This window comes from Longimicrobiales bacterium (genome assembly GCA_029245345.1).
Classification (GTDB): domain Bacteria; phylum Gemmatimonadota; class Gemmatimonadetes; order Longimicrobiales; family Gaopeijiaceae; genus CALFPJ01.
Map to the genome: position 1 here is coordinate 431,748 of JAQWPM010000012.1, position 21,321 is coordinate 453,068.

General features: G+C 61.9%; 16 protein-coding genes. 8 read left to right on the forward strand and 8 right to left on the reverse strand.

Annotated features, from left to right (window positions below; all coding sequences use genetic code 11):
* Positions 1-77: 77 nt before the first annotated feature.
* From P8L30_05005 to P8L30_05015, 3 genes are read right to left on the reverse strand one after another with little or no spacing between them, the layout of a single operon-like run.
* Positions 78-1,556, reverse strand: coding sequence for an SLC13 family permease (locus P8L30_05005; GenBank protein MDG2239538.1), 1,479 nt, complete (start codon positions 1,554-1,556; stop codon positions 78-80).
* Positions 1,553-2,443 carry a hypothetical protein gene (locus tag P8L30_05010; GenBank protein ID MDG2239539.1) on the reverse strand — a complete coding sequence of 297 codons (891 nt, stop codon included), beginning with the start codon at positions 2,441-2,443 and terminating at the stop codon, positions 1,553-1,555. The genes P8L30_05005 and P8L30_05010 overlap by 4 nt, the downstream gene beginning before the upstream one ends.
* Before the next feature lie 6 nt (positions 2,444-2,449).
* The gene (locus tag P8L30_05015; protein MDG2239540.1) at positions 2,450-4,531 is read right to left on the reverse strand and encodes a S9 family peptidase; all 2,082 of its coding nucleotides are present in this window, start codon (positions 4,529-4,531) and stop codon (positions 2,450-2,452) included.
* A 173-nt stretch (positions 4,532-4,704) separates the two neighbouring features.
* On the opposite strand from P8L30_05015, the gene P8L30_05020 reads away from it, so the two are divergent.
* Positions 4,705-6,015, forward strand: coding sequence for a hypothetical protein (locus P8L30_05020; GenBank protein MDG2239541.1), 1,311 nt, complete (start codon positions 4,705-4,707; stop codon positions 6,013-6,015).
* Here the strand turns inward: P8L30_05020 and P8L30_05025 are convergent.
* Positions 5,930-6,790: an NAD(P)H-binding protein gene (locus P8L30_05025; GenBank protein ID MDG2239542.1), complete on the reverse strand. Its 861-nt coding sequence runs from the start codon at positions 6,788-6,790 to the stop codon at positions 5,930-5,932. The genes P8L30_05020 and P8L30_05025 overlap by 86 nt on opposite strands.
* A 109-nt stretch (positions 6,791-6,899) precedes the next feature.
* On the opposite strand from P8L30_05025, the gene P8L30_05030 reads away from it, so the two are divergent.
* The 4 genes from P8L30_05030 to P8L30_05045 are packed head-to-tail and all read left to right on the forward strand — an operon-like array spanning position 6,900 to position 10,979.
* Positions 6,900-8,093: a cation:dicarboxylase symporter family transporter gene (locus P8L30_05030; GenBank protein ID MDG2239543.1), complete on the forward strand. Its 1,194-nt coding sequence runs from the start codon at positions 6,900-6,902 to the stop codon at positions 8,091-8,093.
* Between the two features lie 20 nt (positions 8,094-8,113).
* Positions 8,114-9,088: an aminopeptidase gene (locus P8L30_05035; GenBank protein MDG2239544.1), complete on the forward strand. Its 975-nt coding sequence runs from the start codon at positions 8,114-8,116 to the stop codon at positions 9,086-9,088.
* Positions 9,088-10,047 (forward strand): aminopeptidase, encoded by a 960-nt coding sequence (locus tag P8L30_05040; GenBank protein ID MDG2239545.1) that lies wholly within the window; start codon positions 9,088-9,090, stop codon positions 10,045-10,047. The genes P8L30_05035 and P8L30_05040 overlap by 1 nt, the downstream gene beginning before the upstream one ends.
* Positions 10,044-10,979, forward strand: coding sequence for an AEC family transporter (locus tag P8L30_05045; protein ID MDG2239546.1), 936 nt, complete (start codon positions 10,044-10,046; stop codon positions 10,977-10,979). The genes P8L30_05040 and P8L30_05045 overlap by 4 nt, the downstream gene beginning before the upstream one ends.
* A gap of 13 nt (positions 10,980-10,992) precedes the next feature.
* On the opposite strand, the gene P8L30_05050 is transcribed toward P8L30_05045, so the two are convergent.
* Entirely contained in the window at positions 10,993-12,765 is a 1,773-nt protein-coding gene (locus P8L30_05050; GenBank protein ID MDG2239547.1) for an amidohydrolase family protein, read from the reverse strand.
* A 91-nt stretch (positions 12,766-12,856) separates the two neighbouring features.
* Entirely contained in the window at positions 12,857-13,630 is a 774-nt protein-coding gene (locus P8L30_05055) for an endonuclease/exonuclease/phosphatase family protein (protein MDG2239548.1), read from the reverse strand.
* 111 nt (positions 13,631-13,741) lie between these two features.
* On the opposite strand from P8L30_05055, the gene P8L30_05060 reads away from it, so the two are divergent.
* Complete coding sequence (locus tag P8L30_05060; protein MDG2239549.1) at positions 13,742-15,094, forward strand: aldehyde dehydrogenase family protein; 1,353 nt, start codon at positions 13,742-13,744, stop codon at positions 15,092-15,094.
* A 31-nt stretch (positions 15,095-15,125) separates the two neighbouring features.
* Here the strand turns inward: P8L30_05060 and P8L30_05065 are convergent, their stop codons facing one another.
* Entirely contained in the window at positions 15,126-16,001 is an 876-nt protein-coding gene (locus tag P8L30_05065; GenBank protein ID MDG2239550.1) for an arginine deiminase family protein, read from the reverse strand.
* The gene (locus P8L30_05070; protein ID MDG2239551.1) at positions 16,001-16,336 is read right to left on the reverse strand and encodes a hypothetical protein; all 336 of its coding nucleotides are present in this window, start codon (positions 16,334-16,336) and stop codon (positions 16,001-16,003) included. The genes P8L30_05065 and P8L30_05070 overlap by 1 nt, the downstream gene beginning before the upstream one ends.
* Before the next feature lie 215 nt (positions 16,337-16,551).
* Here P8L30_05070 and P8L30_05075 point away from each other — a divergent pair, with 215 nt between their 5' ends.
* Together P8L30_05075 and P8L30_05080 are read left to right on the forward strand one after the other, a co-directional pair.
* A complete protein-coding gene (locus tag P8L30_05075) occupies positions 16,552-17,106 on the forward strand; it encodes a hypothetical protein (protein ID MDG2239552.1) in 555 nt (184 codons plus the stop codon).
* Between the two features lie 11 nt (positions 17,107-17,117).
* Positions 17,118-21,230, forward strand: a complete 4,113-nt coding sequence (locus tag P8L30_05080; GenBank protein ID MDG2239553.1) for an amidohydrolase family protein — start codon at positions 17,118-17,120, stop codon at positions 21,228-21,230.
* The last annotated feature ends 91 nt before the right edge of the window (positions 21,231-21,321 follow it).

Genomic DNA, 21,321 nt, shown 5'->3' on the forward strand with positions numbered 1-21,321 from the left:
TAAAGATTCGGCACATAACCCCAGCTTTGCCGATCGATTACGAAGAGCTTCATCGTATAAGACGAGTCCGCTTCTGACTATGCCACAAACAGGATATAGACGAGCGCGATCGCGATCTGAGCCAGCGCGAACGGGAGTGCCTTCCCGACAAATCCACCAAACGAGAGCTTCAGCCCGTGTTTATGGATGATCGTCACGGCGACGAGCGTAGAAGCCGAACCAATGGGGGTGATGTTCCCACCGAGGTTCGCGCCGAAAATGACCGCCCACCACAGCGGATCCGTCGGCCCGCGCACCATGCCGTCCACCGGCATGCCTGAGATGATCTTCGCGAGCATCGCCGCGAGCGGGATGTTGTCCGTCACGGAGCTGAACACCGCGGTCGCGACCATCACCGCGCCAGTGCCGAGCGTGGGGCCGAGATCAACGATGTGAGCTACGCCCTGCCCAATGAGTCCTAAGACCTGGGCATGCTCCATGACGTTGATCACTACGAACAGCGCCGCGAAGAAGGCCAGTAGGTCCCAGTCCACTGTACGATAGAACTGATCGACCTCGGACTTGAAGCGGACCAGCATCACCACGGCAAACGCCATCGCGACGAAGCCCATCCCGAGATTAGACACGTAGGGCATGACCGACGTGGTCGCGATCGCGATGATGAAGAGGATCAACATGCCAGCAGCGAACCAGAAAAAACCACGACTCTCGATGCCGTCGTTCTCGTCGAATCCCGAGACGAGCGAACGTGCCTCCTCCTTCGCGGCCTCATCCGCGAGGGGACTTATCTTGAAGAGCTTTGCTCCCATGAAGAGCGTCACGACGGTCGCGACCAAAACGAACGGACTCGCCTTGATGAAGAAGGCGACGAAGCTGATGCTGGCGGCTGTTCCCACGATGATGTTCGGCACCGAACTGATAAGCGTCAGGAGTCCACCGATATTCGTGAGGAGCCCTTCAACGAGCAGGAAACCAAGCAGTTTGTCGCGCCGGTCCAGCTTCTCCAGAGACACTGCCGTCAGCGAACCGACAATGATCATGGCCGTGACATTGTTGAGCACCGCGCTGAACACAACGGTCATCAAGCCGTACAGCCACAGAAGCCTGACCGGATCTCCACCAGAGGCTTTCGTGAGCCGAATCGCGATCCAGGTGAAGAGGCCTGAACGCGACGTCACATCCACGAAGAGGCTGGCGCCGAGGATGATGGTGATCACACCCCAGTCAATGGCTGGGATGTAGACCGGTATAGCCAGCGGATGCCCACCAATCAGATAAGGGCCATACGGAAGCGGCAGCAGAATCGCCCCCAGCAACAGGGATATCACTGCAAACAACCCGACGATCAGCGACTTCTTGGCGTGGAGCTTCTCCTCGAGCGCGAGGCTTACAATCATCGCGACGAGAATGCCCGCGAAGAGCATCGTGATGCCCATAGGGACTTCGGGGGTCACATGCTCGGCCGCGGGGGCTCCCCCACCCTGCGCAGCCAAAAACGCCGGGCGCACGAACAAAGCGCAGCACGCCGTTCCGAACGTCGCAATCAAGCGCATCATAAAAGCAACAATGGTATCGACCTCACCTCGATCGCGAGCGGATATGCGAGACCGTGCATCGCCAATTGGTCCTCGTCCTTCGTGTTCATGACGAGCAAGTCTGCTTCATGCGCCGTGACCAACCGTCGGTACTCCTTCAGGTGATGCCCCCAAGTGACGATGGCTTCAACCGTGACAGGCACGCCCGCCCCACCCAGGGCATCGCTACAGCTCGTCATGTAGTCCGAAGCGTCTCGCTCCAGGCGATCGCGGATACTGTCACGGGCCTCGTCAGTGTCGATGGTCGGGATCTTCCCGATGGTCTCGATCAGCCGATCGAGGGTTAGGTCGTCTTCGACGTGCGCCAGGACCAGCTTCCCTTCCCCATTCGTGAAGCGCGCAGCCCAGTTCACTAGGCGATGATCTCCCACCAGATGGTCCGTCATCGCTATGACCACGTCCGTGTTGGCCACGGACCGTTCCATCTCTTGCTCTGGATGGGGCATGACGAGGACGGGCGTGGTGGTCACCTGCGTGAGCACATCGACGAACTCACCCAACGTGTAGGGCCACTGCCAAGAGTCACTGTGAAGGTGCCGATACGTGCATATCAGTCCCGGCCGCTCTTCCTCCACCAAGCCGAGCAGCTCCGGAACGGACGCAAACTGGGCGCCGTGCACGACGCGCCAGCGCACGTTCTCGCCTCTCTCCAGCACACTGAGATAGGACTTGACCCGGTCCCCGAACGCCGTGGCCGCAGCTTCGTCGCCATCACTAATGATCAACACCGATCCGACTTCGACTTCGTCGTATTCGAACTGGATCTTGGATGCGGCTCGAAATACGGATTCGAATTGGTCGACCTTGGTCGACGCGACCCCTTGGTGTTCGTATCTGGAAGGTGTCACGCGCGCCTAATCGTTGTCGCTGATGACACGCTGGTTCGCCTTATAACGCTCAAACCACTCGAGCACGTTGGCGACCTTAGCAATCAGGTTCGACGGTGCACTGCTCGCTATACCGTGATACGAATTCTGCACTCGCACGAGCTGCGTCGGGACCTTCATAATTTGGAGCGCTTGGTAGTACTCCTCGGACTGACCCATGGGGGTACGAAGGTCGTCTTCACCTGTGATGAGCATGGTGGGCGTCGTCACGTTGCCGACGAGTGATAGCGGCGACCGCTCCCAGTAGTGCTCCAGCATACCTTCTTCCCAGACCGGGCCAGGGAGCCAGTACTGGTAGTAGGACGAGTATCCGTCCGACGTAAGTGAGAAACTGATCCAGTCGATCACAGGCTTCTGCACAACAGCAGCCTGGAATCGATCCGTCTTCCCGACGATCCACGCAGTGAGCACACCGCCACCACTACCGCCGGTCACCATCATGTTCTCCTCGTCGATGTACCCGCGGTCGATGACCGCGTCGACACCGGACATCATGTCGTCATAGTCGTACCCGGGGTACGCATGATGAATGAGGTTTCCGAACTCCTCGCCGTAACTCGTCGAGCCACGTGGATTGGTGTAGAGAACCACGTATCCCGCTGCTGCATAGAACTGAATCTCCGGTGCGAAACGCGGCCCGTAGTTAGAGAAAGGACCACCGTGGATTTCCAACATGAGCGGGTACTTCTTGGACGGATCAAAGTCGGGCGGAGTCGCGATCCAACCATGCACCGGACGTCCGTCGTGCGAGGAATCCCACCAGATCTCTTCGACAGCCCCCAACTTTTTGTGACCCAGCAGATCTTCGTTGAGCTGCGTGATCTGATGCACCTCTGTGCCCCGCTGGCCGATGGCCACGTCGGCCGGACGCTGCGTCGAGTTCACCGTGAAGGCGAACCGTCCGTTGTTTGCCACGGTATAGGAACCGCCCCCGTACGGCCGGCCTAGCCCCACACCACCGACTTCGTCCGCCAGATCAGTCACCGTACCGTCCAGCGACACGTGGGCGACCTTTGTCATGCCCTGGTCGTCGTACTGGAAGAAGAGGCCACGACCGTCCTGAGCCCAATTCAGTCCACCGAAACTCCGATCGAGATCGGAGACCATGCGGCTTCCGCTGCCGTCCCGATTCATCACGTACAAGTGCCCGACCTGATAACCCTGATAGCGGTCGTCAAAACCCGTGTACGCGATCTGGGACCCGTCCGGCGAAACAATCGGACTCCCGTCCGGCCCGAACCGGTCCGTGAGTTGCGTCAGTTCACCCGTCTCCACGGAGACTTCGAAGACCTCGCTGTTGCGAACGTCGAAATCGGGATCGTCTCGGTTCGCGCTGAACACGATGGCCCGCGAGTCAGGCGACCAGGAGAGCGAGCCGCCGTGGTTGTACGAGCCACTCGTGACCTGCCGCGGCGTTCCGCCATCGGCCGGGAGAACGAAAATGTGTGTGTACCCGTCTTCCAGATAACCACGACCGTCCGAGCGATACCGCATCTTATTGATGACAACGGGGGGCACATTCCACTCGGCGCCATCAGGGCGCGGCGGCATTCTTGCGAAGGTCGGAGTGGCTTCCGGCACGAACATGGTCATCGCAATCCAGTTGCCATCCGGCGACCACGTGATGCTCCCAGCGGACTCAGTCACATTGGTGAGCTCGGCGATCTGGCCGGTATCCATCCATCGAACGAAGAGCTGGCTCGATCCACCCTCGGACGAGATGTACGCGAGACGATTTCCATCGGGCGCCCATCGCGGCGAGTCGACAGCTGAGTTGCCGTCGGTAAGCGCACGGTGGTTGGCACCGTCGGAGTCGATCGCCCACAACGCCGTCCGGCTCCGGTCCGTCATGATATCCGAGCCGCGGCGCACATACACGACGCGAGAGCCGTCCGGTGAGATCCGGGGATCGGCTGCGACCTCCATCTCGAAAACGTCGAGGTATTGGAGACGGTCCTTATCCGACGCCTGATCGTTGACCTGCGCGGCCACCGGCAGCGCAAGAAGAAGTGCGGCGAAGAGCGAAATCGTAGCAGAGCGAGCCTTCATGGTGCCTCATCCGTGTTCTTCGGGCGACGTGTGTCGTCCTTGTAGTCGAGGGAGCCAGAATAGCGCCTCCTCCAGACTAAGGACCAGGGAGGAAACACTCGTACCCGCGCGACGTATGAACATCGAAAGCGAATTCCCTTACAGCCGCGGCCTTTAGCCGCAAACGGCTCCCCGTGCGCACACTTCTGGACAAGCCCCTCACGAGTCTTCTCGTGGCGATCCTTGGGCTTAGTGCGTGTGGCGATTCTGCTCCAGGCCCAGTCGACCCGGTCGAGCCATTCGGGTCGATCACGGTCCAAGTCATTGCACCCGGGGTCACCGCGTACGGCGACATCACCGCTCGTGTGGTGTGGGGCGAGCAAAACCTGACGGCCGCCGTGGACGCGAACGGACTCGCTGAGGTGATGATTCCGGAAGCGGTCTCCGGATTCGGCACTCTCACGCTCGAGCCTGGGCCCAATGAGCCCATGCACCCGGGCTGGGCGCTCATGACACCCGGCGACGTTAGTGGTGGCACCGCCAAGATCGTCCTGGCTCCAAAGAATTGGACGATCGAGTCGGGGGACTATGCCGGGACGACGGTGCCGATAGACCCCGAGCTCGCAGCAGACTCCCGAGTGATGCCTTCGTTCTGGGGCTTCTACTTCCCATACAGCCAAGACGGCTTTGTGCAGGTCGTCGAGGACAATTCCCAATGGGTCGGTGAGATCCGGAGTTGGCCTGAGGGGGATTTCCCGATTCAGGTCGCACTGGATCGCCCGGGATCCACAGGGGACATCAGCGCTGCGGACTCCGTCGCGTTTTGGACCAACATCGACGCCATGGAATCTGCGCTCGGTTTCGACGCGTTCGTCCCAGAACGAATCGAGAACATCCAGATCCTGGGCGGCACGCGACGCCCGAACCACGGCATCCTTGTCCAAGTCGACAGCACGATCCCAGTGCGGGCGTTTACACGCCTAAACCAGCCAGATCCGAAGATCTACTCGCTGTCTGCCGATGCGCGGAGCTGGGGTGGCACGTTTGTAGAGGATTTGTTTTTGATCAGCGCCGACATCAGTTATGCGGTCATGGACTTCGACTCGATCGGCTTCGCGTCGGACGGACAGTTGGTCATGCATGAGTTCATGCACGTCTTAGGCGCGGGACACGGGTGCAGCTGGGGCTCGGTTCAGACCTACTGCGCCTCGCTTGTATCCACGACGCCCTCTGCCGCCGATGTCGCCCATCTCGCGGTGCTGAGTGAGCTCCGACAGCTCGAGCGCGCGAACGGAAGTCGATGGGGCGTCCTGGCGTCCATCTTCGGACATCGCGTCGTCACACTGGGCCTGACGCCTATCCCAGAACTGAACGTGTTGTACGGTCCGATTTCAGCTCCCAGGGACTTTTTTGTGGCTCCTAGCTCCAGCTTCCTACCTGCTCGCGCGCAAAGTCCGCAAAGGACTTCGGTGCCCGCCCGAGTACGGCCTCGACGTCCCCGGTAACGTCCGCACGAACACCCGCTCGGACGGACTGATACAGCGCGATCACCACGCCCGCGACGTCTCCACGCCAGCCCGCGTCTGTGAGCCACCCCAGCATGTCCTCATCCGAGGCGGTTTCGAACTCGACCGGTTTGCCCACGGCTGATCCAATCAAGTCTGCGATCTCAGCGTGCGTGAGCGCCTCCGGGCCGGTCAGAGTGTACGCCCGGCCCGCGTGGCCACCTGCCGTCAGGCACGCCGCGGCGACCGCTGCCACATCACGACCATCCACGACGCTCACACGAGCATCAGCGACAGGCATGGCAAACGATCCCGACGTGCGGATGCGCTCGCCGAGAAAACCCCTTCCGAAATTCTGCATAAAGAAATTCGGGCGCAGGAAGGTGTAATCGACCCCAGACGCTTCGATGTGCCGTTCAAGGCGGCGGATGGGAAGATCGTCCCTGAGCTCCATCCCCATGGCCGAAAGCGTGACCACGTGACCGGTTCGCGCCTGCACTGCCCAATCGAGGAGTGTAACGAGCGTCTCGTGTGCATCGGGATCGAACGGAGGCGGCTGGAGGAAGACCCGATCCGCCCACTCGACCGCGGCATCGAACGTGGCCGGCTGACGGTAGTCGAGTTCAACGACTTCCACGCTGCTATCCGCCAGAGCGGCCGCGTGTGCAGGACGCCGCGTGCCCGCCTTCACTTCGGCTCCCGCTTGGGCAAGGAGGCGGACGAGCTCACTTCCAACCGTTCCGGTCGCGCCGGTTACCAAGATTCTCTCGCTCATATCGCACGATACTGCGTTGAGATTGAGCGGGCCAACCCGGCCATCCACTTGCATCGCACCGCCAAAGGCGGCACTTCATGCGCAACCTAGGAGACCCATGGCCGCAGGAGTGAAAATCCCTAAGTACGTCTGGACCTTTCTCGCGCTCGTCGTGGGGTTAGCCGCGGGCGGGCTGATGCCGGACCTCCTCGCCCCCCTGGCGTCCGCGACCGGCACTCTGATTCGTTTTGTCGTGATGTTGGTTCCAGTCCTCATCCTGGCCGCGCTCAGCCCAGCAGTCGCGACGTTGTTACGCCGCGGACTCGCTGGTCGCTTCGCCGGTGCAGTGGTCTTGTGGTATGTGGGGACCTCGATCGTCGCTGGCGCCATCGCCCTGGTGACATCCGCCTTGATCTTCCGAATCCCGTTCTCCACGAATGGGCGCGGCGCGTGGACGGAAGCGTCCGCGATGCTGGCGTCTTTCGGACAGGGCGGTGCATCGCTCCCGCTTATCGCGATCGTCGTCGGAGTCGGACTTGGTCTGTTCGGGGCAAAGCACGACAAGACCTACGCTGTGCTGAAGCGAGTGGCCGACGCCATCGAGAATGCCGGCGACGGCCTCGCGTACGTGATGCTCCCCCTGATCCTACTCTTCGGGATCACGCTGGGCGTTCGCTTCGGCGCCCGCGCTGGGGTCGCACACTACCTGACCATGACGGCCTACACGGCGGCTCTGTGTGCCATATGGTGGACCTTCTACACGTTCGTGCTCGTGAAGAGGGTCGGACGCAGGAAGCTTCGACCAATCCTTACGGAGTACTACGTGCCGACCGCGCTGTTCGCGGCAGGTACGACGTCCTCACTCGCAACGCTCCCGGTCAACTTGACCAATGCCAAGAAGATCGGGGTGAGGGATGAAGTCGCTGACTTCATCATTCCGTTCGGAGCAGTGGCGAACCTCGATGCGAGCGCGTTGGCGTACATCGCGTACGGCCCCTTCGTAATCACGCACATCTTCGGGCTCGAGCTGAGTTGGCTCATGCTGCTCGCCGCCTGGCCGGCCGTGGTTCTGTTCACGATCGCCGCTCCGGGACTCCCGGCCGGTATGGGCACCGCGCTGTGGAGCGCGACACTGTTCGCCAACATCCTCGGGCTCGACGCTCAGGCGCAGGGTGACTTCATCGCGACGTGGATCGCTCTGTCCGGCGGTATCCCCGACATGCTCCGAACAGCAACCAATTGCACGGATGATGGCTACACAGCGATCGTCTTCGACGCCCGATTCGATGAATGGTTCGGCCCACCAACTGCAGCTGAACCCTGACACTCAACCAACGCACGCGCATGTCCGACATTGAGAAGTTGATTCCCGGAGCGAAACAGCTGGTCCACGTAAACGGACGCGTGCAACCCGGCGAACGAGTGCTGGTCGTGACCGACCCCACGATGGAGCGGTACGCGACGCCCGTCGCGGAAGTCGCCCGTGCGGCCGGGGCCGAGGTCACCGTGTCCGTAATGCCCGTGAATCGGGCTGACGGAAACGAGCCTCCTGCTCCGGTTGCAGCCGCGATGGCTGAGGCTGATGTGATTTTCACTCCCGTGGCGATCTCGATCACGCATACCCGAGCCATGCGGACTGCGCTCGACAACGGGGCCCGGGCGTGCCTCATGACCGCCTACACAGACGACGTCATGACGAGTCCTGCCCTCCTCGAGACGGACTTCGCGGCCCAGGTGCCAGTGTGCCAAAAGATCGGGGACGCTTTCACGGGCGGCAGCACCGTCCATCTCACGTCTCCGAACGGGACGGATTTGAAATTCTCCATCGAAGGACGGACGGCGAACGTCCTTACCAATATTCCCGACCCCGGCTTCCTCGCACCGATTCCGGACATCGAGGTAAACGTCGTTCCGGTCACCGGAAGCGCCGAAGGTGTCTTCATCTCTGACGCCTCCGTGCCCTACCTCGGCATTGGGATTCTGGATGAACCGGTTACGTGCCGAGTCGAAGGCGGCATGATTGTGGAGATGACGGGTGGTGCTCAGGCAGATCAGCTTCGCACGCACCTGGAGTCCTTCAATGAGCCGCTCTGCTTCAACGTGGCTGAGTTGGGTGTGGGCCTGAACCCGAACGCGCGACTCACCGGTGAGATGCTGGAAGACGAAGGCGTCGTGGGCACGATCCACATTGGGATCGGGACGAGTCACACGTTGGGCGGTGACGTCGTCGCACCAACGCACTACGACCTGCTTGTCTGGGAGCCGACCATCGAGGTCGACGGGCGTGTGATCCAGCGGAACAAGGAGATCTTCGGCTGATGAAGGCGGGCGCGCAGATCCTCGTCCGCACCTGCGCCAACATTCAAGTCGGTGAGAACGTCGCGATCGTCACAGACCCCGAGCGCATAGCCATCGCTCGGGAACTGGCACGAGAAGTCGAGGCTACTGGAGGCATCCCCAGCATCCTCATGCCGCCCCCACGCGCGATCGACAATGCAGAGCCCGGCCAGTTGGTCGCGGCTGCACTCAAGGCGGCCGATGTCGTCTTCCTGCCCGTCACCCTCGCCATCGCCCACACACGGGCCGTGCGCGAGGCGATCGGAGAGGGCGCACGCGTCCTATCCATGACGGCCTTTACCGAAGGCATGATGGAGTCGGGCGGCCTCTTTACAGATTTCGCAGCCAGAAAGCCCACATGTCTAGCTCTCGCCCAGCGACTGACGAAGGGATCGACGCTGAGGGTCACGAACCCAGCCGGCACCGACCTCACCATGAGCCTAGAAGGCGTGACAGGGAACAGCCACGCGTGCCTGCTCGACGGACCGGGCTTCAGTGCCGTTCCAAACATCGAGGCCAACTGCTCGCCAACTCAGGAGAGCGGCGAAGGGGTGTTCGTCTGTGACGGCTCCATTCCCTACTACGATGTCGGCGTCACACGTGAGCCGGTGACCTTCCGAATTTCGGAGGGCTTCGTGACGAGCATCGAGGGCGGCGAACAGGCCCACTTCCTCGACGAGCTCCTCACGGCGCAAGAAGACCGGTGGGTCTACAACCTGGCTCAGTTCGCGTTCGGCCTGAATCTGGATTGCACGGACTTCACCGGTGAGATGCTGAACGACGAGGGCGTGAACGGGACCGTGCACATCGGCGTCGGGACGTCGGCCAACTTGGGCGGACCGGTGTCGGCGAAGACACATTTCGACGCAATCTGCCGTGATCCCACCGTGTGGATCGATGACGAGGTCGTGGTCCGCGATGGTGAGGTTCTGATCGGATGATCGAACTCATCACCATGGTCGCGCCTGTCTTCGGTGTCGTTGCGGTGGGTTTCTTCGTTCGGCGAGCTGGCCTGGTCGGCGACCGCGGGACGAAACGAGTCGTATTGTTCGTCTTCAACGCCGCCATCCCGGTCATGCTTTTCAGGACTATGCTCGGCACGAACTTCCCCGCTGAGATCCAGTGGGGCTTCCTGCTCGCGTTCTACGGTGCGGCCTTCGTGACATACGGCGCTGGGCTCGGGGTAGCACACTATGGGTTCAAGCGGCCACGCGCTGAGTTGGCGATCTACGGGATGGGCGCCGGATTTTCAAACACCGTGATGCTCGGCATCCCGCTCCTTCTTGGCGCGTTCGGAGAAGAGGCCACGGTCCCAGTCTTCCTCATCATCGCTTTCCACTCGATTACGCTGCTGCCGGTCTCCGTCGTGCTCATTCAGACCGGCCGAGGCCAAGGCGAACGATCCCTCGCCGGACTGTGGCAGCTTCTACTCGACGTGCTCACCAACCCCATCATTCTAGGCCTCACCCTCGGGCTGATCGCGTACTACTTCGACGTGACCCTACCGGGCCTGATCGACTCCGCGATAGCCCCGCTCGCAGCCATCGCCATCCCGTGTGCACTGATTGCGTTGGGGTTGTCGCTGGGCGGGTACCCGCTGTCTGGCGACCTGAAGCCCGCTCTGTCGATGGCCGCGCTGAAGCTCGCCGTGCACCCTACCCTCGCATGGATCATCGCGGTGCCGGTCCTGGGCCTGGGAACCCCATGGGCTCAGGTGGCAGTAGTGATGGCCAGCATGCCGAGCGGGGCCATGGTCTACCTATTTGGCGCCAGGTACGACGCCGCTCCCGATGTAGCAGCCCGGACCGTGCTGATCACCTCTGCGATGTCAGTCGTGACAGTTTCCGTTTGGATGATGCTGATGGGTGCGTGACCCCCGTGAGAGGTTATCTCCCTCTGACCTCGTGCCGCAGCAACACCTCACCCGGCAACGCCCCGGTCAATTCCCCACCATCCACGACCGCTTCTCCATTCACGAACACGTACTCGATGCCCTCGTTGTGGCCGCCCGGATTCGTGATCGTCGCGTGGTCCTGTACGGCCTCGAAATCGAAGATCACGAGGTCGGCCTTCTGGCCCACGCGCACATAACCTCGGTCCGGAAGCCCAATGATCTGTGCCGGTAACCCGGTCGACGATCGAACGAAGAACGGCAACGTGATCGTGCCTTTGTCACGCACATAAGTCGCGATTTTGTGCGGATACGTGCCGAAGTAGCGCGGATGTCGGCCCGGTCCAGGGTCGACCACGACACCACCGTCCGTGGACGTTGCGGTGTACTCCTGCGTCATGTAGCGCTCGACGTCTTCGGGCGAGCCCGCGATTCCGCGATAACGAACCCCTGACCGGTTCTGCGGCGTGCCCATCGCGATCGCGAAGTGGATCGCCATGTCGACCGGGCTCATGTCGTGCTCGTCCGCTACGTCTTGAAGCGTTCGTCCCACCAGGTGGTCACTCGAAGCCTGCACGATGATGTGCCGCTCTGCCCCACCCTGCAGGTCGATGATGTATTGCGTGTCCGTGATCAGTTCTTCACGCAGAACTGGATCGTCGAGATGGGCCTGTAGGTTGGTTTTATAGTTCGGCGCAAAGTCACGACGGTTCCACATGGGATCGTCGAAACCACCGCTCCGCTCCGTCCCGACTGGGGCGTAGTAGAAGCGCGGCACGACCTCGACCGAACCACCGCCAAACGTCTCGTACGGGTACTGGTCGAGATACACCTGCACGCCTTCAGCTCGTGCGCGATTAATCGCCATCACATCCGTGGCCGACTGGCCCCACGTAGTCGGGCCTTTCGCCTTGATGTGTGAACCAACCACACGGATTCCGGTCTCCCGCCCGATGCGGATCGTCTCGTTCATCCCGTCCGTGGCGGTCAGGCGCCATCCCGGTGGCCACGTCGGCGGCGGGGTGTAGTCCGCGACCATACTCGGAGTGAGCCAGAGCGGAAGCGGCGACTGACTGCGTTGGTGCGAGTAGTAGAAGCCGTCGTATTCGGCGACGACGTGGGCCAAGGCGATGATTTCTTCAGTCGTGGAGAATCGTCCGGGCCGGTACTCGGGGCCGGCCCCGAGGCCCCAGGCCCCTTGCTCCATGCCTCCTCTGACCTCCGCGACCATCGTGGCAATCTCAGCGTCGGTGGCGTGACGCGTGTAGTCGTCTCCCATGGCGACGCCGCGCACCGTGCCGTGTCCGACCATCGGAATCGCATTCGGACCGATGCCCTCACTGCGGTACCCGGCGATCTCGTCACTGAGCGGCCACGTGGGATTCCGACCGTCTGGCCCAAAGACCAGGGTCGTGACTCCCTGAGCTACGAGGTTCGGGGCACTCCGCAGGGCGGCATTACCCGAATACAGGGCTCGGTCTGCATGGGAGTGCATGTCGATAAACCCCGGCGTCACGAAACGGCCGGTCGCGTCGATTGTGCGCGAGCCGGTGGCTTCGGCGAGATCACCCACTGCCACGATCACCCCGTCACGGACGCCCACGTCCGCGTTGATGGATGGACTGCCGGTGCCGTCGAGTACGCGGCCACCGCGGATGAGGAGATCGAACGACTGAGCAGAGGCAGAAGGTGCCACTGCGAGCGTGAGTGCGAGCGTGGTCGCCAGCGCGGTCACTACGACACGAACGTCGGGGATCCGAATCGACATCAGGTTCTCCAGTGGAAGTCAGGACGGTCAGAGTGGGCGCGCGCGTGCGGGGTGTCCAGCGACACTCGGGATGAGTCGCGAATAGAACACCCTACCAGACCCTGAACACCGCTAGGATCGGACGGTGGTCCGAAGCGACCGCCTCGTCGATCACGACGTGTTTAATCAACTCGAACGTGCCCGCGGGACGCACCAATACGAAGTCGATCTCGCGGTCGGGCGCATCAGATGGAAACGTATTCGCGTCACCACCCTTGTCGAGGATTTGCCAAGAGTCCCTCAACAGACCCATGACGCGGTCGCCCCGGCGTGAGTTGAAGTCGCCGGCCAGCACCACGGGATGTTCGGCTTCTGCAAAGAGCTTGGTCACGGAGTCGGCCTGAGCAAATCGCTCCTCAGGCGCACCCGCCAAGTGAACAGACACGATCGAGATGACACCTCGAGGCCCACCTGCAATCTGGACTTCGTGAACAGCGAGCTTGCTCCCCGCAGCCTCTGGGATCTGATGGGTGATCACGCGTCCCACCGGAAGTCGAGTCAGCACCGCGTTGCCGTACTCACCTCCCTGGTACGGTCGGTGCGCTCCGTGGAAGCCTTGGTAGCCAAGCAGTTCGGCCAAGACAGCGACCTGATCTACGCCACCCGTCCGTTCCGTGTTCTTGTCGACTTCCTGAAGAGTTATGACGTCGGCATCCAGGCCCCGGAGGACCTCGGAGATACGCCGCAAGTCGACCTGCTCGTCCATACCGCGGCCGTGCTTGATGTTGTACGCCGCGACCCGGAGCGTCGCTTGTGCCGAGACAGATGGAGGGGCGCACGCGAGCAACACGAACAACCCGACCACGAAGCGGCTACCTCTGCACATCAGTCTTCACTCAATTCCCGCCCTTCGAACATGTCCTTGCCGCGTCGTGGACCCACCGCAATCATCTCAGTGTTACTCCCCCCACGCCACAACGAGCTTGCCGAGAGTCACATGGAAATCCTCAAGTCATACAACCCAGCCAACGGCGAGGTCGTGGGCGAAGTCCGGGTCACGCCCGCATCCGAGATCCCGGCTCTGGTCACACGCGCCCGTGCAGCGCAGAAGGGTTGGGATGCTCTCGGTCTCGAGGAACGCGCTGAGGTCATCAGGAAGGCGAGTGCGATCTTCGCCGAGAGGGCGCAAGCAAATGGCGAGATCATGACGCGCGAGATGGGCAAACCACTCAAGGAAGCAGTGGGTGAAGCGAAGTCGGTCGGGCACATGGACCACGAGCTGGATGAGATGGTCGCAGCACTCAGTCCCGAGGTCGTCGAAGACCCTCGTCTGCGCTCGACGATTTATCACGATCCGCTGGGCGTTGTGGGTGCGATCACACCCTGGAACTTCCCGATATCGATGCCGGCCTGGATGATCCTCCCGGCGCTCGCAGCCGGAAATACTGTGATCTTCAAGCCGTCTGAAGAGACTCCGCTGTGTGGCCAGGCCTACGCTGACGCACTCAACGAAGTGCTCCCTGAGGACGTTCTGATCGTTGTTCACGGCGCGGACGATCAAGGCAAAGCCATCGTTCAGTCTGACGTTGATATGATCGCCTTCACCGGGTCCCGGGAAGTCGGGAAACACATCATGCGGGAGGCCGCCGGCACCTTGAAGCGCGTCGTGCTGGAGCTCGGCGGAAAGGACCCCATGATCGTGCTCGAGCACGCCGACATCACGAAGGCGGCTAAGTTCGCGATGTGGAATTCCTTCCGAAACGCCGGTCAGGTCTGCGTCTCCACAGAGCGCATCTTCGTATTGGACTCGGTAGCCGAAGAGTTCGAGTCGGCTCTAGCGGAGATGACGGCCACAATGAAGATCGGCGACGGCATGGATAACCCTGACATGGGCCCGATGGTGAACTCGGTTCAGCGAGACCACGTGCTCTCCCAACTGGACGCAGCAATTTCGGCAGGTGCCAAGGTCTTGGTCGGCGGTGAGGGTCATCACGACAACTTCATCATCCCGACTGTGCTCACCGATGTCACGGAGGACATGGACATCGCCTGCACCGAGACGTTCGGACCCGTCGCTTTTGTCACCCGCGTCTCGTCGGTCGATGAAGCAGTGGACAAAGCGAACGACACTCATTTCGGCTTGGGTGCCGTCGTGTTCGGGGAGGACACTGACGACACAGCGGCCGTCGCGAGAAGACTGACCGCCGGTATGATCGGGATGAATCGGGCGGCAGGTGGTGCGGTCGGCACGCCTTGGGTCGGCGCTCGGCAGAGCGGCCTAGGCTTCCACAAGTCACCTGACGGGCACAAGCAATTCACTCAGGCGCGGGTCGTCACCGCGCCGCTCTAGCGGCTCAGGATGCTGAAGTGTCGGGCCGCGCCTAGAACGGTCCGCCCATGTCCCGCTCCAGAGTGCGCGTCAAACACGTCGGGCCACCACATCCTTTCTGGCTGATCTCCTCACCAGGGTACGTATGTACCTCGACACCGGCCGCCTCCATACGCACGCGGGTCTCTGGATTACCATCCACCGCGACGGCGACTCGGGGCGAGACCGCCAACACGTTGCACCCCATGGAATGGAACTCTGCGTCGGGCACTTCGACCAACGAGAACCCCCGTTTGAGAAGTGACTCCCGAAACGGTACGGGCAGCAGCGGCGAGTACACGAGCAACAGGTCTTCGGCGAGTGGGCTGATCACGGACATGAGGTGAAAGACGTCACCCGGTCCCTTCCAGTGCGGGAGCGGCACTTCGAGCAACTCCACCTCATCAGGCAAGAGTGAGCGCAGTTGGTCGATGCCGTCTTGGTTCGTGCGATAGCCGCGGCCCACGGCCAGGCACTCCGACGAAAGCCAGGTCACGTCCCCGCCTTCAACGGTGCCGTCGCCCTCGATCGCGCCGAGAACGTGTACGCCAAGCTCGACGTACTCGGCACCGTGTCGAGCAGGCTCACCCCGCCGGGCACCCTTCCCCATCTGACAGAGAATGGCACCCGCGTTGGTCACAATCGACGCATCCCTCACGTAGAGAGAGTCCATGCCCACATCCGATGGGGGCATCCACTCGACGACCACTCCGAGTTCTTCGAGCAGCACGGCCAATGCGTCACTTTCTCGACACGCCTCTTCGAAGTCCGGGGCCCCGAGGTAGTTGAGATCACGCCACTGCTCGTCGATCCGCGATCCGCTCAGAAAAGCATCACGCGCGTGCTTCAACAGAACACGCCGCATGGGTGCTACGTCGGACTGATACATCAGGCACTCTCGGTTAGACGGCCGGCTCGAAACCGACTCCAGAAGTAGAATGGAAGACCAAGAAGGAGAAGGAGTCCTCCCATCACGATCGAAGTGGACCCGGCCCAGACGATCGCGAGCACTCCAAACGTAAGTCCGACCACAGATGTCACGATGGCGCGCGTGGCATCTGGCCCACCCCACAGCTCGGGGTCGCGCCGGATCAAAACGATCTGCGCGGCCGCGGTGAACGCACAGAGCACCAGAACGGTGACCGTGGCGAGCAGAAGCGCAAATTCGAAGAGGCCCACGAGAGCCAGCCCGGTCCAGAAGCCAAGGGCTTTCCTGCTACTCAACGCGTGGTGTGCCGCGGAGGGCTAGAGACTGTTTCGGAAAAGCGCATGGTCTCTCTTGATTGCGAGACATGGTCGGGCGCCAGATTGGCGACCGAGGCCAGAAGAGACAAGCAGACTGCGGACTCTTGTCCCTGGTGAGACCCTGAGGCCCGGCGCATTATCAGCTGATGATGACCACCGAGAACGATCAGTCCCCCCCGGGATGAAGGCGCACGTTGAGCAACCGACGCCACGGATCCGGCATCACGTCACGGTTGATGGCGCTCGTGGTTCTCACGATGTCGCCTGTCTTCATCCTCTTTTTGTGGTCGTCGGGAGACCAGCGAGACATTGCGCTCGAGACGACCACGGCGAGCATTCTCGCCGACGCTCATGCCACCGCGGACCGCATTGAGAGCGTGGGCGTCGAACTCGTGTCGCAAGCATCTGCGGCAACCAACCGCGGGGCCGACCTCACGAGCCGGTTGCTGGCATTTTCGCGCCGGCAACCTTTGGCACCCAAGATGCTGAACCTCAACGAGCTGGTACTGGGGACTCAGGGCCTCCTCGCACGCACGCTCGGTGACGCAATGGTGCTCGAGTACGACCTCGAGGAGCCATCGCCCGTTTGTGTGGCCGACGCGAACCAACTCAACAGTGCTCTGCTGAATTTGGTATTGAATGCTCGTGATGCGATGCCAGGTGGAGGGCGCATCACGATGAGTACCGGCACCCCCGTACATATCTATCTCCCCGAACAGGCCCCGGAGGACGAACCCGCCCAGGCCTGAGGAACGAAAGCATGAACACGATCGCGCTGCTGCTCGCGTCACTCGCCACTACGACGATTCCGCAGGCCACCGATACCGTCGACGTCCTGATTAGGAACGGACTCGTTTACGACGGTTCCGGCGGGCCCGGCATGGTACTCGACGTCGGCATGATCGGAGACCGAATCACCTTCGTGGGCGATGCAAGTGCAGACGGGGTCTACGGTCACCGGACTCTGGACGCCCAAGGCTTGGTCGTCTCACCTGGCTTCATCGATCCGCACGCGCATGCTCAGGGAGACCTCGCCAGCGACAATCGCATACGCCGAGAGAACCGTAACTATCTCATGCAGGGCGTAACCACCGTGGTCGTGGGCAACGACGGTCATGGGACGCACGCGGTGGGAGAGACCAGCGCTACGTATGCGCGCCTCGGGATCGGGACCAACGCAGCATTACTTGTCGGCTTCGGATCGGTCAGAGGGACCGTCTTGGGTTCGAGCGATGCCGCGCCCACCCCCCCTGAGTTGAACGAGATGCGCGGCCTAGTCGACCAAGCCATGCGAGACGGCGCCGTTGGAATGTCGACCGGACTCTTTTACAACCCACAGAGCTACTCGACCACGCCTGAAGTGATCGAGCTCGCCAAGGTCGCCGCGCGATACGGCGGCGTGTACGACTCCCACCTCCGCGACGAGAGTTCGTACACAATCGGGCTGATCGCGGCGGTCCAGGAAGCGATCGACATTGGGCGAGAAGCGGGACTCGCCGTGAACATCTCCCACATCAAAGCCCTCGGCGTTGATGTGTGGGGCGAGAGCGAGGCAGTCTTGAAGCTCATCGCCGATGCCCGGGCGGACGGTCAGCGCGTGACCGCGGATCAGTATCCCTACACGGCGAGCGGGTCGTCCATCAATGCCTCGCTCTTACCGCGCTGGGCTCAGGCCGGAGGAACCGAGACACTCCTGGCGCGCCTAGAGGACGCAGACACCCGAGAGCGTATCGTCACGGACATGACCGACAACCTCCGCCGTCGCGGTGGAGCCGGGTCATTGCTCATCACGGGCGGCCGCAACGTAGAGCTCAGAGGAAAAACGCTCGAGGAAATCGCCGACGAGTGGAGTCTCGATCCGATCGAGGCAGCGATCCGCATCGTGCGAGATGGCGGAGCGGGCGTGGCGTCCTTCAACATGAACGAAGACGACATCGCAACATTCATGAGTTCTCCCTTCGTCATGACGGGATCAGACGGCTCGGGCGGGCATCCTCGGAAATACGGCACCTTTCCGAAGAAGATCAGGACGTATGTGTTGGAAGACTCCGTGATCAGCATGGCGCGGATGATCCAAGCTTCGTCCTCCCAGCCGGCCGAGGTGTTCGGGCTTTCGGGACGCGGAGAGATCAGCGTGGGGGCCTTCGCCGACATCGCTGTCTTCGATCCAGGAACCGTTCGCGACGTCGCCACATTCGCCGAGCCCGCCCTACTTGCCACGGGCATGCGCTGGGTCCTCGTGAACGGAAGGTTCGCAGTCGATGCCGGGCAGCCGACCGGCACCCTGTCCGGCACAGTCCTCTCCCGGGGGCAGACGGCACCGCCAACCACATACGATGGCATGGCGCTGCGGAGCATCGGTCCAGCATTGACCACGGGCCGAATCAGCGACGTCGCGATCGACCATACCAACAAGAATGTGTGGTACGTCGGAGTTTCGTCCGGAGGCGTGTGGAAGACAGACAATCGGGGAACAACCTGGACGCCCATCTTCGACGACTACGGTTCCTTCTCCATCGGCGCGGTCACGTTGGACCCCGTGAACCCAGACGTGTTGTGGATTGGAACCGGTGAAAACGCATCCCAGCGCAGCGCCAGCTATGGCGACGGCATCTACAAGAGCGTAGACGGCGGCGCCTCCTTCCGGCGCATGGGGCTTCTCGAGTCGGAGCACATTGGCGACATCCTCGTGGACCCGCGCGATTCTGACGTGGTCTTCGCCGCGTCCCAGGGGCCGCTTTGGGCGGCCGGTGGAGACAGGGGCCTCTTCAAGACCACGGACGGCGGTGCGCATTGGGAGCGCGTGCTACATGTCTCCGACGACACGGGCATCGCGGACATCGTCTTTGATGCCTTCAATCCAGATGTGATGTATGCCTCGTCGTACCAACGCAGGCGACACGTCGGACTGCTCGTGGCTGGAGGCCCTGAGGGGAAAATCTTCCGCTCGGAGGACGGCGGTACCAGGTGGGAAGAGATCATGGATGGGATCCCGGGCGGCGACCTCGGACGGATCGCGCTCGAGGTCTCCCCTGACGAGGCCGGTGTCGTGTACGCCCTCGTCGCCGCCCAAGGCGATGCGAGTGGCTTCTTTCGGTCAGGCGACTACGGTTCGACGTGGGTGAAGCAGAGCGACTACGTGGTCGTTGACCCTCAGTACTACGGAGAACTCTTCGCTGACCCGAACCGACCTGGGCGCCTGTGCGCCGTCGATGTGCGCATCCAGTGCACCGCGGACGAAGGCGTGCACTTCGAGCAATTGACGACACGCGGCGTCCACTCGGACCACCACGAGATCATCTTCGATCCGGACGATCCCGAGTACATGATGCTGGGGAACGACGGTGGTCTGTTCGAGTCGTTCGACGGGGCGCGTACTTGGCGCCATCACAACAACCTCCCCATCACCCAGTTCTACCGCGTCGGAATCGACGACCGAGAACCGTTCTACTGGGTGTACGGCGGCACACAAGACAACGGCACCATGGGTGGCCCTTCACGGAGCCGAGTGTCACTTGGCGTACGATCCTCTGACTGGACGCGCATCGTAGGCGGGGACGGCTTCCAAGCACGCATCGACCCGACCAATCCAGACATCGTGTACGGCATGTCCCAAGGAGCACGCATTCAGCGTGTGGATATGAGCACCAGCCTGAGCACGAGCATCGCTCCGCCGCAGGCGTTCGACGGGGACACGATTCTGTGGCACTGGGACATCCCGCTCGTTATCAGTCGCTACGACAACGAGCGTATCTACGCTCTCGGCAGCAGGCTCCTGCGCAGTGACAACCGCGGAGACGACTGGCAGGTGCTGAGTCCGAACCTCAGTCGCGGGATCGACCGTGACACACTCCCGGTCATGGGGCGCGTGTGGCCGGAGGACGCGGTCTGGAAGAACGTCTTTACGAACGACTACGGGATCGGCGTTTCGTTCAGCGAATCGCGTTTCGACGAGAACCTCCTGTATGTAGGAACAGACGACGGCCTCATTCAACGCAGTGAGGACGGTGGGACGACCTGGACTGAGATGGATGCGTTCCCCGGCATTCCGAAGCTCATCTATGTGTCCGACGTCGTGGCTTCACGTCACGACCCTGATCGGGTGTACGCCCTGTTCAACAACCACAAACGGGGTGACTTCACACCTTACGCGATGCGCAGCAACGACCGCGGCGCGACGTGGACATCCATCGCTTCCGATCTACCGGCTCGGAACGTTACCTGGGTGCTGGAGGAAGACCCCGAGCGGGACGATCTGCTCTTCCTAGGAACCGAATTCGGCTTGTTCTTCACGCTCGACGGGGGCGGCGGTTGGCATGAACTGACGGGGGGAGCGCCCACGATCCCGTACCGAGACATCGAAATCCAGGAACGTGTCGGCGATCTCGTGGTGGCGACGTTTGGCCGTGGGTTCTATGTGCTGGACGACTACACGCCACTCCGACAGATCACACCGGAAGTACTCGCGGACGACGCCACGCTTTTCGAACCCCGGCCGACACCGGTGTACGATGAGCTCAGGTACTACAGCGCGGGCTCGGGTGCCGGCGAGTACGTGGCGCTCAATCCCGACTTTGGAGCGCTTCTCACCTACTACCTCTCAGAGCCCGTTCAAGACGCAGAACTCGTGATCGCAATCCGCGACGCAGCCGGTGAAGTGATCGCAGAAGTCGACGTGACGAATGCGGCAGGCCTTCAACGCGCGACATGGGATCTACGGATTCAACCGAGTGACGAAGCCGGCCAGCGCCGGGGACCGCTCCCCTTGGTGGAGCCCGGAGACTACACGGCGACGCTCGAAACCCGTTCTGAAGAAGCTGGTGCGGCCCCACTGACGCCCGCCGTAGTCGTGAAGGTGGTGCGACTCAACTAATTGCCATCGGCAAGTATTTAGCAGCACTCTGGACTGGGTCGACGCCGGCGTCCTGCCTTGACACCTTCGAGCGAGCGCCAGAGCGTTCTCC